We start from the raw sequence: 15400 nt of genomic DNA, 5'->3' as shown, positions 1-15400 counted from the left end.
CCGATGATCCCGGACGTATGGGCGCCTCTGCGCGGCCTCTCCGTGCGCCGCTGCGAGGACGAGGGTCTCATCAACGGAACCTGGGTGGCCGGCGAGCCGCCGCGGTTCGTGGTCCAGCGGGTGAGCCCGATCTTCGCCCCGGAGGTCCACGACGACATCGAGGCGGTGACCGCCCACCTGGCCCGCCGCGGCCTCCTGACGCCGCGCCTCGTGCGCGCCGACGACGGCGCCCTCTGGGCGCGGGACGCCGCGGGCGCCGTGTGGCGGGTGATGGACTTCGTCCCTGGCCGCACGCTCCACCGCGTCGGCTCGCCGGCGCTCGCGCGCGCGGCGGGGGCGTTGGTGGCGCGGTTCCACCGGGCGGTGGACGACCTCGAGCACGCGTACCGCCACGTCCGCGCTGGCGCGCACGACACGGCGCTCCACATGGAGCGGCTGGATGGCGCGGCCACCGCGGGGGAGGGGAGGAGGCTGGCAGACGCGATCCTCGACGCGTGGCGCACGTGGCAGGGGCGGCTCGATATGCCGCTGCGGCACTGTCACGGCGATCTCAAGATCTCGAACCTGCGCTTCTCCGACGCGGGGGAGGGGATCTGCCTGCTCGATCTCGACACGCTGGCGCTGCAGTCGATCGACGTGGAGCTCGGCGACGCGTGGCGGTCGTGGTGCAACCCGGCCGGGGAGGACGCGACCGAGGCGCGCTTCGACCTCGAGGTCTTCGCCGCCGCGGTCGCGGGCTACCGCGAGGTGCGGCCGTTCGGCGCGGAGGAGCGGGAGGCGCTCGCGGACGCGGTGGAGCGGATCGCGCTGGAGCTGGCGGCGCGCTTCTGCCGGGACGCCTTCGAGGACCGCTACTTCGGCTGGGATGCGGCGCGCTTCCCGACGCGCGTCGCCCACAACCTGCACCGGGCCCAGGGGCAGCTCTCGCTGGCGCGCTCCGCGCGGAGGCAGCGCGCGGAGATGGCGCGGCTGCTCGCGGGGGGCTGATCGGAGCGGCGCGGGGGCGTCGCTGGCCTGGGTGGGCGTGTCGGGCCATGGGCGGGGGCCTGGCCGAGCAGGCGGCGGGGATGTCGGGCCATGGGCGGGGGCCTGGCCGGGCAGGCGGCGAGGATGTCGGGCCATGGGCGGGGGCCTGGCCGGGCAGGCGGCGGGGATGTCGAGACATGGGCGGGGGCCTGCTCGACCACGCACCCGGGCATGTCCGGATATGAGTGGGAGCCTCGACGAGCAGACAGATCGCGCAAGGTCACCTCCGTGAACGGCGTGGTCGCCCGCCCCCGCGCCGCACGGGCGGTCGAGAGGGCGAGTCGAGGAGTGTTGTCCGAGGCAGGCCGAGTTTGATGGTCCACCGGCGGCGCGCGGGCGAAGGCGCGGGGATCGTGCTGCGGACCGGGTGATCATGGCGTTCCATGGCACCAGCGCCGCGCCTGTGGCCGTTTGTGTTGGATATTTACGTTGCCTGTTGCTCCCCTCGCCGACGCGGAGGCAAGCGATGACATCGGGATGACGTGGATGCCGCGCCGATGCGCGCGCTGTGGCCGACCCAGGTTGGGGTAGCCGCTATCCAGGTGCTGTTTTGTTATGTTGTGTGTTTGTTATTTATTGTTTTCTTGTTTCTCGGCCGCCTTGTCGCGGTGGTCAGCACAGCCAGCGTGAGCACGGAAACGCCGTCGAGGATGGCTGGCCTCATCGAAGGTCGCTCATTAGGCTCTGGGGGTGACGCGGCCCACCGGCGCTTGAATGGATTGCCACCACGGCACGAAGTTCCAGGCAGGATGGGCTGATCGCATCAGGAGCGATGCTGCTTGAGGGCGGACATGGTCGCTTTTCATGCCGTTCTCGAACCGCTTGCTTTCACGTCGCCCTGATTGCTGTGGCACGCATGATGGATTGACTGTGAGGGTGCCGCCGCAGCGCGCGGCGCCCCGCATGGACCAGGAGACCATGATGGTTTCGCGTAACCAGGCGGCGTACGCGCCGCGGCAGAGGCTCTGGGACCCGTCGCAGCTGCTCGCCGGCGTCAGCCACGAGTCGACCACGGAGGCGCGCCTGCGCCGGCAGCGCGCCGTCGAGGAGTACGAGCCGGTCATCTGGAATGACCTCACTTCCGAGTACGACTCCCTCGCACTCATCGATCTTCTCCGCTCGAACCCCGGCGCCTACTCCCCCGAGCTCCACGGCTTCATGGAGCGGTGGGTGCGGGACGAGCACAACCACTACGTCAGCTTCCGGCACATCTACAGCGTTCTCTACGGCGAAAGCGTCACCTCGATCGCGACGCGCGTCGAGCGGCGGGCGTCGGATTTCTCCTCCCTCGAGGCGTTCCTGCACGACGAGCTCAAGCTGCTGCTCCTCCTCGCCTACGACGAGATCGTGACGGCCCACGCCTATCACCGCGACATCCCGTTCTACAAGGCGCTCGGGATCGCGCCGTTCCAGTCGTGCATCCGGTTCATCGGCCGGGACGAGGGGATCCACTTCGACAACGTGATCCGCCTGATCAAGGCGCTCTACCCCCACCGCGTCGGCGAGGTGAAGGGGATCCTCTGGGACATCGTGAACACGGACGTGAACGGCGAGGCCTACGAGGGCACGTTCGTCATGGATCACAAGCTCCCGTACCCCCTGTTCCCGCTGACCCACGAGGAGCTGATCACAAAGTGCGCCGGCAGGGCGCTGGAGCTCCTCACCGGGGAGCGCTCGTTCAACTGAAAGGTAACCGAGCGGGCGCGCGGCGCGCGGCCCTCTTCAATCATCAGGTGATACCTTGAGCACGCAGACAGTTCGTGATGAGTACAGGCCCAGGCAGCGGAGGTGGTCGGCGGCGGAGTTGCTCGGTCGCTTGACGCTCCGGGACATCGAGATCTCCAGGGAGCAGCTCGAGGAGCTCGAGCCATCCTTCTGGAACTTCCTTTGCTCGGAGGACGACTCCCGCCACTTCTACCGCCGGGCGCACGATGGGCGCGGGCGTTACAGCGACGCGCTCTTCTCGTTCCTCGAGGTCTGGCGCGAGGACGAGGCCAACCACGCGGTCGGCTTCAAGATGATCTACCAGGCGCTCTACGGCCAGAGCAGCGAGGCTGTCGACGCCCGCCTCGCCGCGAGGAGGGCGGATTTCTCGCGGATCGAGGAGATCCTCGGCGACGAGTTCACGATGTGCCTGGTCCTCGCATACGACGAGCTGGCGACGACGCACGCTTACCACCGCGACTTCGCCTTCTACGATTCGCTCGGACCGGACGAGCTCAAGACCTGGATCCGGCTCGTGACGAGCGACGAGGCCCTCCACCTCGCCAACCTCGTCCGGTTGATCGGCCAGCAGCACCGGCACCGGATCCCGGAGGCGCGGCGCGCGCTGGAGCGGATCGTCGAGGTGGATCTGCGCGGCGGTGACTACGGAGCCACCTTCGTCCTGGATCACAGCGGCGCCGGCTTCAACCTCTCGCCCGAGGAGCTCTCGAAGCTTTGCGCCCAGGCCATCGTGAAGAAGCTGGAGCGGATCCACGGGGGTGTTCCCGCCGCCTAGGATTTCATGTAGGTCGACTCGACTTGCGTGTCCCGGGCCCGGGGCGCGCCACCACCTTGCAGGAACCCAACGTGAGTCCTCGTCGCCTCTGGATAGTGCTGCTGCTCGCGGTCACCGCGTGTTGGGGCGCCTCGTTCGCCATCATTCACGAGGCCGTCGAGGACGTCGATCCGTACCTCTTCGTGACGCTCCGGTTCGCCGTGGCCGCGGCGCTGATCCTCGCGCTCGGCCGCAGGCGCATGCTGGCGGCGATCACCCGGTCGACGCTCCGGGACGGCGCGTGGCTCGGCCTCTTGCTGGCCGCCGGATACCTGCTCCAGACGGCGGGGCTGGCGAGGACCTCGCCGAGCAACGCGGCCTTCCTGACCGGTATCTCGGTGGTCCTCGTACCCGTGCTGCTGGCATTCGGCGGCTGGCGCCTGCCGAGGACGGGCTGGCTGGCCATCGTCCTCGCCTCCGTCGGGCTCGGCATTCTCACGCTCGATCCGCAGACCCTCTCGTTGAACCTGGGGGACGTTCTGAGCATCGGGTGCGCGTGCGCGTACGCGGGTCAGATCGTGCTGACCGGCCGGTGCTCGAGCCGCCACGACCTGTGGGCGCTCACGTTCGTGGAGTTCGTGGTGACGACGCTCGTCAGCGCGGCGGTGTGGGCGATCAGCGGGGCCCCGACGGCTGGGCTGGACCTGCCGGGGGTATGGGGCGCGCTCGGCTTCGCCTCGATCCTCTGCACCGTCATCGCCTACCTCGTGATGAATGCCGCGCAGCGGGTGGTCTCCTCCTGGGAGGCAGGGCTGGTCTTCACCACGGAGCCCATCTTCGCCGCGGTGGTCGCGCTCGCCCTCGGCGTGGAGCCGTGGCGCCTGAGGACGACCATCGGCGGGCTCCTCATCCTCGCCGCCATGGTCACCGCGGAGGCTGCGCAGCGCGCCGCGGGAGCGGAGGAGGGCGACGAGGAAGGGGGGGCGCCGTCGCCCGAAGGGGACGCGGAGCACAAGCGCAAGGACGCGCCGCACCTGTCCGCCCGATGAGCGCGGCCCTGGTCGAGCAGGCCCGGGGCATGTCGGGACATGCCCGGGGCCTTCCGGCGCACACCCCGGGCATGTCCAGGAGGCTTGCAGGCAGCACGCCGTCGAGGTGCTCGGGATCGACGTACTGAAGATGCCGATACAGCTGCGGCTGTTCGATGCAGGGCCGGACAACGTGCGGCTCTATCAGGCGCTCATCTCCCGGGAGAGTTACGAGGCAGAACAAGACGCCTGAGGCGCAGCCGCCCCGGCTGCGCCACGGAGCGACCGCCGGCTCGGGCTCTCCCCGCGCCGGACTACGCCGCCTTCAGCGCGGCCGTGCAGTGCCCGCAGCGCACCGCCTTGATGGGGATGGTCATCGCGCACTCGGGGCACTCCTTCGTCGTCGCCGCCTCCTCGTGCTTCCGCTGGAGCTTCCCCATCAGCTGCATCAGCAGGAACACGCAGAAGGCGACGATGAAGAAGCTCACCAGGTTGTTGATGACCTGGCCGTACTGGAGGAGCACCGCGCCCGCCTTCGTCATCTCCTCGGGGCTCGCGTAGGGGCCGGGACCGCTCGGGGCCTTCAGGACGATGTAGTGCCGGCTGAAGTCGATGCCGCCCGTCACCAGGCCTATCGGCGGCATGATCAGGTGATCGACGAGCGACTTGACGATGTTGCCGAACGCCGCGCCGATCACGACACCGACCGCCATGTCGACGACGTTGCCACGAATCGCGAACTTCTTGAAATCGTCCCAGAACATCGCTCGCCTCCCGAAGCTGACGGCTTCTACTCCGACAAGCGCTCCGAGGTCCACCCCCGGCTCGCGGTGGTCTGGGCGCTGGCCAGGCGCCCGCGCCGCGAGCAGGAACGGTCCCACCGAGCTCGTCCGTGACCCCGTGCTCGCGCCCGAGGGCGCCCCCAGCGTCTGCCTCCCAACCCGGCGTCCGCTCGACGGCGCCCCGGCGGCGCCTGTCAGGAATCCCTGGCGGGATTTCCGGCGGGCGAGACTAGGATGCGCGCCGGAGGAAGCACCCAGCCATGGATCCCGACGCCGAGGCCGCCCTGCGCTACCGCGCGAAAGCCGAGCTGCGCAAGCGCGCCCGGGCGCTCCGCAGCTCCATCCCCCGCGACGCCATCCTCGAGCGATCGCGCCGGATCCAGCGCGCGCTCGCGGAGCTGCCGGCCGTCGCCGCGGCCCGGCGGGTCGCGCTCTTCTACCCGATCGAGGACCGCAACGAGGTCGACCTCCGGGGGCTCGATCCGCTCCTCCGCGGCCGCGGCGTCCGGGTGGCGTACCCCGCCATCGACCCCGAGTCGCGCCTCATGACCTTCCGCTTCGTCGACGACCCGGAGGCCATGGAGGAGCGCGGCCTCGGCTTCCGCGAGCCGGACCCGGCCAGCGAAGAGGCCGCGGCGCTCGACGTGATCGTCGTGCCCGCGCTCCAGATCGACCCGCGAGGGCACCGCATCGGCTACGGCGCCGGCTACTACGACAGCACGCTCCCGCGCTTCTCTCCCCCGGCAGAGACCGTCGGCGTCGCGTTCGACTTCCAGCTGGTCGCCGAGGTGCCGGTGACCGACGGCGACGTCCCGCTCGGGACCATCGTGACCGACGCCCGCGTGCTCGCGGCCGATCCCACCTAGGATGCCAGAGGGTCCGGTGGAAGACGCGAGCGCGAGCGACAGGTCCGTCCTCATCGCGGCGGTCGCGTCCGGCGCGATGATCGCCCAGCAGGTCGCCGGCCGGGCGACCCGCGACGCCCTCTTCCTGGCCAGCTTCGGCGCCGCGGACGTCCCCAAGGTCATGGCCGCCGGCGCGGCGCTCTCGTTCGCCGCCGTCCTCCTGCTCTCGCGCGCCCTGCTCCGGCTCTCCCCCGCGCGCGTCGTCCCCGCCACCTTCGCGGCGAGCTCGGTCCTCCTCGCCCTGGAGTGGGCCCTCGCCCTGCGCGCCCCGGGCGCGGCGGCCCTCGTCTTCTACCTGCACGTCGCCGTCTTCGGCGCGACCCTCATCTCCGCCTTCTGGTCGCTCGTCAACGAGCGCTTCGACCCCCACACGGCGCGCCACTCCATGGGGCGCATCGCGGGCGGCGGGACGTTCGGCGGCGTGGTCGGCGGCCTCTTCGCCTGGCGCGCCAGCCAGCTCATGGACGCCCCGACGATGCTCCTCGCCCTCGCCGCGGCGAGCGCGCTGGCCGCCTTGACCACGTACCTGCTCGGCGGGAGCCTCCCGCGCGCCCCCTCCGCCGGCGCCGCCGCCGCGACCGGCGCTGCCGCCGCGACCGGCGCCGCCGCCGCGGCAGGCGCCGCCGCCGGCGAGGAGGTGCGCGCCGACGCCAGCGCCGGCGCCAGCGCGTCCGGCCTCGGCGCGCTGCGCGAGAACAGCCACCTGCGCGACCTCGCCGTGCTCGTCGGGCTCGGCGCGGTCAGCGGCGCGCTCTTCGACGTGGCCCTCAGCGCCGAGGCCGCCGCCTCGATGACCGACCGCAACGAGCTGCTCTCGTTCTTCGCGCTCTTCCACCTCTCGGTGAGCCTGCTCTCGTTCCTCGTGCAGTCGCTCGCCGCCACCTTCTCGCTCGACCGGCTCGGGCTCGCCGCCACCATCGGCATCCTCCCGGCCGCCGTCCTCGCGAGCTCGCTCTCCATCGTCGTCGCGCCGCGGCTCTGGGCTGCCTCCATCGTCCGCGCGACCGAGGCGGTGCTCCGGAACTCGCTGTTCCGGTCGGGCTACGAGCTGCTCTACACGCCGCTGCCCCCGGACCAGAAGCGGTCGATCAAGACGCTCATCGACGTCGGCTTCGACCGCATCGGCACCGCGGCGGGCAGCGGCCTCGCGATGGTCCTGCTCCTGGTCTCGCCGGGCGGGTCGCTGCCGCTCCTGCTCGGCCTCGGCACGGCCGCCGCGGGGGTCACGCTGCTCTTCACGCCGCGGCTGCACCGGGGCTACGTCGCCGCGCTCGAGGGCAGCCTGCGCTCCGGCGCCGTCTCGCTCGACCCGGCGAACGTCGTCGACGCGACCACCCGCCGCACCCTGAGCGGCACCGTCGACGCGCTCAGCCGCGACAAGGTCCTCGCCGAGCTCGCCGCCCTCCGGAAGGGGACGGCCGCGCGGCCGGACGCCGGGCGCGCCCCGCGCAGAGACGGCGAGCGCACGTCGTACGCCGGCCCGCCGATCTCGGCCCGCGCGCCGCTCTCGGGCCCCGCGCCGGGTCGCGAGCCCGGCGACGGCCCCGGGGCGGCCGCTGGCGACGGCCGGCTCCCCGACGGGCCGCTCTCGGCGCGGGCCGCGTCGGCGGCGCTCGCGGCCGATCCGGTGCTCGCGGCCGTGGCCGACCTCCGCTCCGGCGACCTCGCGCGCGTCCGCCGCGCGCTCGCCCGGGAGCCCGACCCGGCGCTCGTCGCCCACATGATCCCGCTCCTCGAGCGCGAGGGGCTCATCTCGGACGCCCTCCGCGCGCTCCGCGCCGTCGCCCAGCGCGCGACCGGCCAGCTCTTCGACGCGCTCCTCGACCCGTCCCTGAGCGTCGCGGTCCGGCGCCGCATCCCGCGCGTGCTCCAGGCCTGCCCCACCCAGCGCGTCGCCGACGGGCTGATGCTCGGCCTCGCCGACGAGCGCTTCGAGGTGCGCTACAGCTGCGGCGTCGCGCTCGCGCGGCTGCTCCAGCAGCGCGCGCCGATCCACCTGCGGCGCGAGGACGTGATCGAGGCGGCGACGCGCGAGATCGAGATCGACCGCCGGGTGTGGGACGTCCAGCCCCCGAACGCGGCCCCTGCGGGCGAGGCGCCCCCGGCCGAGCGCCTGCTCGTCGAGCGGACCAGCCGCAGCCTGGAGCACGTCTTCCGCGTGCTCTCGCTCTGCCTCGAGCGCGAGCCGCTCGAGATCGCCTACCGCGCGCTCCACGCCGACGACGCCCACCTCCGCGGGACCGCGCTCGAGTACCTGGAGAACGTCCTGCCGTCCCCCATCCGCGACAGCCTCTGGCCGTACCTGGGCGCGCGCCCCGCCGCTCCCGCCGCCGCCGAGCCTCGCGCCGACGAGCCGCCGCGGGCCGCCGAGCCCCGCGCCGACGAGCCGCCGCGGGCCGACGAGCCGCGCCCGCCGCGCGCGCCGCGCCTCCCCGAGCACGCGCTCGACGAGCTCCGCCGCTCCGCCGCCAACGTCCCGCGAGCGGCGCTCTCCGCCGCGCGCCGGCGGAAGGCGCCGCTCTAGCCGCCCCGTCGCCCAGGTTCCCCTGGTCCCTGATTGCGCGGCAGGTCTGCCGAGCTGCCCGGCCAGAGGAGCCGCTGTCGGTCGCGGCGCGGGCTGGCCCCCGCGCCTGAGCCCAGCTGTCGTCGCTCCTGCGGCGCATTCTGGACCGATCATTCCAGAATGATCGGTCCAGAATGCGCGACACAGGCGCGAGGGTCAGGTGAGCCCGGCGTCCGGGCGACCCCTCGGTGGCGCGCTGGGCCTCCTGCTCGATGCGACAAAAAGAAAAAGCGTCGCCGGGGCCTCGGGGGGGGAGAGGCCACACCAGCAACGCTCGCCGGAGAGATTGCAGCTCACGTGCCAGCGCGAGAAGATCGAAATGCAGAGCGATCTCGGCCAGGTGTCCCGGGCGCATCCCCCGGCCGTTGCAGTCCTGCGATTTCATCCTTGCAGACGCGCATTGCGTCGGGGCGGCGCGGAGGTCGTGCGCGCCCCGTGGTTCGCCCGGGGCTCGGGGCTCACCCGTGGCTCAGTGGAGCGGTTCGCGGCGCCGGGCCCTCTCGTCGAGGTGCTCGGCGATGGTGAGCCGGTCGGCGTCGCTCATGACCACGAACCGGACGGCGAGCAGGTTGTCGCGGTCCCAGACCGGGCGGGCGCGCAGCCGGATGGGGCGCCCGACCCCGAGGTCGAGCTCGAACGGGGTGACGGCGGGCAGCGCCCTGCCCGTGAGCGCGGGCGCGCGCTCGACGATCATGCCCGTGGGGGAAAGATCGATCGCGCGGCACCGGTGCCGGTGGCCGTCGACGAGCGCCGAGACGGGGAAGTCGACCTGCGCGCGCGCGCCTTGCCTTCGATCCATGCATTCCTCCTGAGGGTCCTTCGTACGGGCGCCGAGCGTAGGCCGCGCACCGCGTCAGGGCCAAACATCGGGCAGGCGAGCCCCGCGGTCCGGGCGTCGCGAGGGAGCACGAGCCCGGCGCGCGTGCGATATGCTCTCCCGGCGAAAGGAAGGTCTGGCGATGCCCACGTGCCGTGAGTGCGACAGCGAGGTCGACGAGCTCAAGACGATCAAGGTCGGAACCAAGAAGAAGAAGGTCTGCGAGGACTGCGCCGATCGCGCGGCGCAGGAGGGCGCCATCGCCGAGGAGAGCGAGGCGGTGGTCCAGCAGATGATGGGCTTCAAGGGAAGGCGCTGAGCCCGCAGCCCGGCCGCCCGCCGCGTCGGGCCGATTGAACCACCGCGCGAGCGCAGCAGCCGCCGAGGCGCAGAGGCGCGGCGAGCACGGCGGGATCAGGAGCGGACCCCGCCGTGCTCGCCGCGCCTCCGCCATTCTCTCGCGCGCGCGACGCAATCGGCGGGAGCGCGCGCATCGTGATGGGTTCAATGGCCTGGATCGAAGAGGAAGCCGGCAATCCCGGAGGTGCGGCGGTGGCTTCGCCGGACCCGATTGACCCATTCTCGTGCCGCTGCCGGCGCGTCCAGCTTTCCGGCGGATACCGGTCTTGATTCGCCATTGCTGCTCGCCCGGTGAGCAGCGCGCCCATTCGCAAGAGCGCCTCGCCCGTCTCGAGCAGCCTGGGTGATTGACCTGGACGCGATGACGCCGAGCGCCTCGAGCGTCCCCGTCGCGAGCACGTCGCGCGCTCCGCCCTTCAGCGCGAGCCGCGGGTGGCCGATGCGCGCGCGCGACCAGGGCGTCCTCTCGCGGCCTTTTTCCGGGCTCGAGCTGGGCGACCTCGCTCCGCGTCCGCGGGGCCGGAGCCGGCGGCGCGGCGCTGCGCGAGCGGGAAGAAGCTGCGGCCACGCGAGAGCCGGGGGCGCGCGCGCCGAGGAGACGACGCCGACTCGACGTGGTCTGGAGCTGGCCGCCGAGCTCGAGAATACGGGGTGCAGGTAGGCAAAGGTCGTTGATCCGGTGGATATTCTGGCATCATTGAATGGTTGCCAACAGTTTCGGTGTATTTCGACTGTGTGCGAGCGAACGAGCGACCACATCGCTACACATGCCTCACATGAGCGGACGAACTGCGCATTGCAGTTCTGCATCGAATTTTTGCAACCTTGATGTGAAAAGCGGCTCAGGTGTGCGACCTAATTGGTCGTTCGTTTGGTTTTCGAAAGCATTTCGTCTTGACCCTTCGTTCCAATCCAGGAATAAGTTGTCTCACGAGAGCGCCGGTATCCGCCCCTCTGGTGCTGAATGGTCTGCACCGATGGTTCGCGGCGCGAAGGCAAACAGCGGGAGGCTCCATTTGTGCCCCCTGTTGCCTTCGCCCGTTACGGTCCTGTTCACCACAGGGGTTCGACGACGCCGGGGGAGAAAAAGCCATGTATTCGATTTCTCAGGGCTTTGGGTCGCGGTCGTTTGCCGCCGGTAAGATCATCGCCTCGCTGATGGCGATGTCGATCGTGGGCTTCGGCTGCGCGCCGCTCGACGAGGACGTGACCGCGGAGGAGCTGGACGCCGAGGAGCAAGCGGCCGGCACGACCTATAAAGTGGGCCCGACGCGCACCTACAAGACCATCGGTGAGGTGGCGAGTAAGCTGGCGCCAGGCGACGTGGTGGAGGTCGACGGCAACGCGACGTACTCGGGCAACATCAGGATCACGAAGGGGGGCACGTCCACGGCGAAGATCACGATCCGCGGCGTGCGGGTCAACGGCAAGCGCCCCGTGCTGCAGGGCGGCACCAACACCATCGAGGTCAACGCGAACCACGTCGTCCTCGAGGGGTTCGACGTGACCGGCGGCTCGTCGCGCTGCATCTTCCACCACGGCCACGACGTCACGATCCGCGACACCGTGGTCCACGACTGCGCCGCGCACGGCATCCTCGGCGCCGACAGCGACTCGGGCTCGCTGACCCTGGAATACGTCGAGGTGTACCGTTGTGGTAGCGGGACGCAGAAGCACCCGATCTACATCGCAACGGATGAGACGGCTTACCCTGGTGCCGTGTTCCGGATGCAGCATAGCTACGTCCACGACGCAATCGGCGGCAATGCGGTGAAGACCCGCGCGGAGCGGAACGAGATCTACTACAACTGGATCGAGGGCGGACTCTACAAGGAGCTCGAGCTCATCGGTCCTGACGGGCAGGATCCGGATCTCGCGCGGGAGGACTCCGACGTTGTCGGCAACGTCTTCCGCAAGACGCACACGCAGTATGCGATCCGCGTCGGCGGCGACGGCACGGGCGACACGAACGGGCGGTATCGGTTCGTGAACAACACCTTCCTGCTCATGCAGGGGTCGAGCGCGGCGATTCACCTGTTCGATGGCATCGAGAGCATCGAGCTGCACAACAACGTCTTCTATCGAGTCGGCGGCGGGAGCGTTCAGGTCCTCCGCGACACCGAGGCGAAGTGGGCGACGGGCTCCCCGCTCGTCAAGGGCATCAACAACGCCGTGCCCACCGGCACGACGGTGCCTTCCGGCTTCAAGGGCACGCTGGCCTTGAGCGACACCGACTTCGGCTTCGCGAACGCCGGCCAGCGCGACGTGACGCTGCGCTCGACGAGCAAGCTCCTGAACGCGGGCGTCAGCTCGACGGCGGGCATCGCCGGGCGCGAGTTCCCGTCGCCGCTCGCGATGCCGCTCTTCCACCCGCCGAAGGGCGCGGTCGCGTCCTACGGCGGCGCCCTGCGCCGGACGGCCGTGGGCGCGGTCGACCTCGGCGCCTTCGAGTTCGGCTCGGGGACGACGACGAGCGAGCCGACCCAGCCGACGACGCCGACGACGACGCCGACGACGCCGACGACGCCGACCGAGCCGACGACACCGGCGCCGGCGGCCTGCTCCTCGGTGGACGCGGGCGAGTGGGTGAACGCGCCGCTGACGACCCAGTGGGGCACCTTCACGGCGACCTGGGACGTGACGCCGAGCGCGTCGAACATCGACGGCGTGATCGGGCTCTCGAGCGGCGCGGCGGATCAGTGGACCGAGCTCGCGGCGATCGTGATCTTCGACGAGCAGGGCAACGTCCGCGTCCGGAACGGCTCGAGGTACCAGGCGGCCACGACGTTCCCGTACTCCGCCGGCAAGACGTACACGGTCCGGATGGTGGTGGAGCCGGGGTCGCGGCTGTACTCGGTGTACATCCGGCCGCAGAACGGCACCGAGGTGCAGCTCGCGAACCGCTACGCGTTCAGGACCGAGCAGGCGAGCATCCGGTCGATCAACAACTGGGCGATGACCCAGACCGTGGAGGCGGCCGGGCTGTCGGCCTGCAACTTCTCGATCAAGTGATCACGTGATGGGCGGTGGCGCCCGGCCCGCGGAGACGTTGTTCTCCGCGCGGCGCGGGGCCCCGCCGGGCTCGCCCGAGACAAAGCTCCTCCTGCTCCGCCGGAGGAGCTTTGTCATTTGGGGCTCGGACATCGTCCCTCCCCGCGCCGCGCGGAGAACAACGTCTCCGCGGGCCTACGATGTCGAGGAGGGATGTGGAGGCATCGGCCCGCGAAGGACAAGGTCTCCTCGGGCCCACGGCGCTACGTCACCGCACGTCGAAGCCGTGGCGCAGGACCGGGAAGACGCCAAGGTAGAGGCTCCCCGAGGTCGCCCCGATGGACGGCCAATCGGCATCGGGCCGCATGGCTTCGAGCTCGGCGACCTGACCGCGGAGGAAGTGACGATAGAAGTACACGAAGTTGTGCTCGCCGTTGGAGCCGTCGTAATAACCGTGGTTCGCGGAGCCGTGCAACCCATGAATCCCGTTGTACAAGCCCAGCACGTTCCGGTTGTACCCCTCGTAGTTGTGCATCACCTCATGGAGGAGCCCGGCGTTCGGGACGCCGATCCCCTCGCCGGTGTAGGTGGTGGGGATCGCGAGGTACCGGTCTTCCCAGGCCCACGCGAGGTTGCTCACGTCGTGCACCAAGGATCCGTCGGCCCGGTGCTGCGGGATGAAGAGCACGATCATATCGTACTCTGAGAGCAGGTGCGCGGTCGGGTGCTCGCTCTGGAAGCGACCGGTGTCCCACCCATCGTGGTTCGGCTCGTAAATCGGTACGTCCTCGACAGGGGGCAGGACATCGACGGTCCACTTGGCGAGCCCGTACGACAGCGGCTCGAGCCATCGAGCGCTGGTCGCCCTCGCCTGCGTCAAGAGCCTCTCGATGTCGTCCTCGGAGAGCACGCCGATGTTCGACGGGTCCGCTCCACCGAGCGAAGCGTTGTAGTTGATGCTCGTCCGGATCGGCAGGATCCCGATGCGCGTGTCCTCCTGGATCCCGAGCGGCGGGTTCGCGGTGATGTCGACGTCCACGGGCGACGCGCCGACGGTCACGCTCTGCTCCCGGTAAGAGCCCGTGTAGTCGTACGGCGGCGACTCGGTGCCGAGGCCGACGCCGATGGTGTAGTCGCCCGGCGGCAGCGAGAGCGTGGCGGGCGTGGTGCGCCCCGTGAAGACGTCGTTCACGTACACCTTGCCGGGCTGCGGGCCCGCCGCCGTCACGGTGACAGGCTGGAGCGCGGGCCGGTTCGGGGTGTCCACGGAGAACGTCCGATCCGCCACGATCCCCTGCCGGACCTCCTGGCCGTTGCACAGGGTCGCGGGGCACGTCGCGTTCACGACGGGCTGGTCGTCGACCCAGACCTCGACGCCGTAGCTCACCGGTCCTCCGGTGTTGAGGCTCTGGATCCGGAGATCGTTGTCGCCGCTCCCGAACCAGTCGCTCACGTCGATGCGCTGGCCGACGTCCGGATCGGTGCTGTGGAACATCCTCCGCTGCAGGCCGTTCACCCAGAGGACGAGCCGGTCGTTCGCGCTGGAGACGCGCAGCTCCACCTTCGAATGGCCGGACGGCGCGCCGCCCACGAAGCGGAGATTGTCGACCACGTAATCGGCCGTCGTCTGCGGGACATTCAGCACGATCTTGAACGTCAGATCGCTGTAAGTCTGGCGCAGGGCGTCGACGACGTTCGCCGGCAGGTTGAACGAGATCGGGTTGTACGTGCCCGCGGGCAGCCCCGCGAGGCTCACCTGACCCAGCCAGACGCTGTGCACGCCTCGGGACGGGAGGTTCACGACGAGCTGCGCGTTGCCGAAGCCGGGCGACACCGGCGCCTTCAGGTCGAAGGCGATCGTCGAGGTCACGCCCGACACGGTGGTCAGCGGCACGGACTGGAGCTCGACGAAGTTGAAGTTCCGCAGGGCGAGCGCGGAGATGCCCTCGGAGTGATCGGCGCTCGCGCTCTTCACGCCGCCGGAGGCCGTCCAGTCGGCGGTGCTCTCGAACCCGAGCACCGACGCCGGGGTCACGAGGGGCTGCCCCACCTCATCGATGAGTTGCTCGTCCGTGTCGTTCCCCTGTACGCAGGCAGCGAGCACGAGCGCGCACGAGGTCGTGATCATGAAACGTGAACGTCGCATTCGATAGTCTCCTTGAGATCGCCGGACTGCTCTTCGCCGCGGCAGTCCGGCTGGCAGGGCTATCGCAACCGGCATGCCGCCCCGCCGCGCGAGGGCCTCTCCGACGAAAGCGGGCGGCGCGACAGCCGCGCGCGGCGCACGGGCGGCTGCCGCGCCATCGAGCCCGCCCGCGGTCGAGCAAGCGCATGGCAAGCGTTGCCGTCCTGGCAAAGATTGCCAGCCCTGAAAGGCAGAGACACGGCAAGGATTGCCATCGCGCCGCACGCCCGCGCCCCGGATACGCCAAGGCCGGTGCGCGCCGTC

12 protein-coding genes are annotated in these 15400 nt (G+C 70.6%); 8 read left to right on the top strand and 4 right to left on the bottom strand.

What is annotated here, in order from left to right:
* Positions 1–3 precede the first annotated feature (3 nt).
* From WME89_RS42690 to WME89_RS42675, 4 genes are all read left to right on the top strand, one after another.
* On the top strand, positions 4–987 hold the full coding sequence (locus tag WME89_RS42690; RefSeq protein WP_438005322.1) for a phosphotransferase enzyme family protein: 984 nt from the start codon (positions 4–6) through the stop codon (positions 985–987).
* A gap of 957 nt (positions 988–1944) precedes the next feature.
* Positions 1945–2712, top strand: a complete 768-nt coding sequence (locus tag WME89_RS42685; protein ID WP_438005321.1) for a hypothetical protein — start codon at positions 1945–1947, stop codon at positions 2710–2712.
* A gap of 55 nt (positions 2713–2767) precedes the next feature.
* Entirely contained in the window at positions 2768–3526 is a 759-nt protein-coding gene (locus tag WME89_RS42680) for a hypothetical protein (protein WP_438005320.1), read from the top strand.
* Between the two features lie 71 nt (positions 3527–3597).
* Complete coding sequence (locus WME89_RS42675) at positions 3598–4554, top strand: DMT family transporter (protein ID WP_438005319.1); 957 nt, start codon at positions 3598–3600, stop codon at positions 4552–4554.
* A gap of 293 nt (positions 4555–4847) precedes the next feature.
* Here the strand turns inward: WME89_RS42675 and mscL are convergent, their stop codons facing one another.
* Positions 4848–5297, bottom strand: a complete 450-nt coding sequence (gene mscL / locus WME89_RS42670) for a large conductance mechanosensitive channel protein MscL (RefSeq protein WP_438005318.1) — start codon at positions 5295–5297, stop codon at positions 4848–4850.
* 278 nt (positions 5298–5575) lie between these two features.
* On the opposite strand from mscL, the gene WME89_RS42665 reads away from it, so the two are divergent.
* Positions 5576–6181 (top strand): 5-formyltetrahydrofolate cyclo-ligase, encoded by a 606-nt coding sequence (locus tag WME89_RS42665; protein ID WP_438005317.1) that lies wholly within the window; start codon positions 5576–5578, stop codon positions 6179–6181.
* A 16-nt stretch (positions 6182–6197) separates the two neighbouring features.
* A complete protein-coding gene (locus tag WME89_RS42660) occupies positions 6198–8744 on the top strand; it encodes a hypothetical protein (RefSeq protein ID WP_438005316.1) in 2547 nt (848 codons plus the stop codon).
* A gap of 508 nt (positions 8745–9252) precedes the next feature.
* On the opposite strand, the gene WME89_RS42655 is transcribed toward WME89_RS42660, so the two are convergent.
* Complete coding sequence (locus WME89_RS42655) at positions 9253–9582, bottom strand: PilZ domain-containing protein (protein ID WP_437620541.1); 330 nt, start codon at positions 9580–9582, stop codon at positions 9253–9255.
* A 160-nt stretch (positions 9583–9742) separates the two neighbouring features.
* On the opposite strand from WME89_RS42655, the gene WME89_RS42650 reads away from it, so the two are divergent.
* Positions 9743–9919, top strand: coding sequence for a hypothetical protein (locus WME89_RS42650; protein WP_020740062.1), 177 nt, complete (start codon positions 9743–9745; stop codon positions 9917–9919).
* Positions 9920–10104: 185 nt separating this feature from the next.
* Here WME89_RS42650 and WME89_RS42645 read toward each other — a convergent pair whose 3' ends face one another.
* A complete protein-coding gene (locus tag WME89_RS42645) occupies positions 10105–10719 on the bottom strand; it encodes a protein adenylyltransferase SelO family protein (protein ID WP_438012044.1) in 615 nt (204 codons plus the stop codon).
* 333 nt (positions 10720–11052) lie between these two features.
* Here WME89_RS42645 and WME89_RS42640 point away from each other — a divergent pair, with 333 nt between their 5' ends.
* Entirely contained in the window at positions 11053–12972 is a 1920-nt protein-coding gene (locus WME89_RS42640) for a hypothetical protein (RefSeq protein WP_438005315.1), read from the top strand.
* Positions 12973–13219: 247 nt separating this feature from the next.
* Here the strand turns inward: WME89_RS42640 and WME89_RS42635 are convergent, their stop codons facing one another.
* The gene (locus WME89_RS42635; RefSeq protein WP_438005314.1) at positions 13220–15097 is read right to left on the bottom strand and encodes a hypothetical protein; all 1878 of its coding nucleotides are present in this window, start codon (positions 15095–15097) and stop codon (positions 13220–13222) included.
* Positions 15098–15400: the final 303 nt, after the last annotated feature.

Origin of the sequence: Sorangium sp. So ce321 (genome assembly GCF_051530195.1) — a bacterium.
In the GTDB taxonomy this organism is placed as follows: domain Bacteria; phylum Myxococcota_A; class Polyangia; order Polyangiales; family Polyangiaceae; genus Sorangium.
This window is presented reverse-complemented; position numbering and strand designations above follow the sequence as displayed.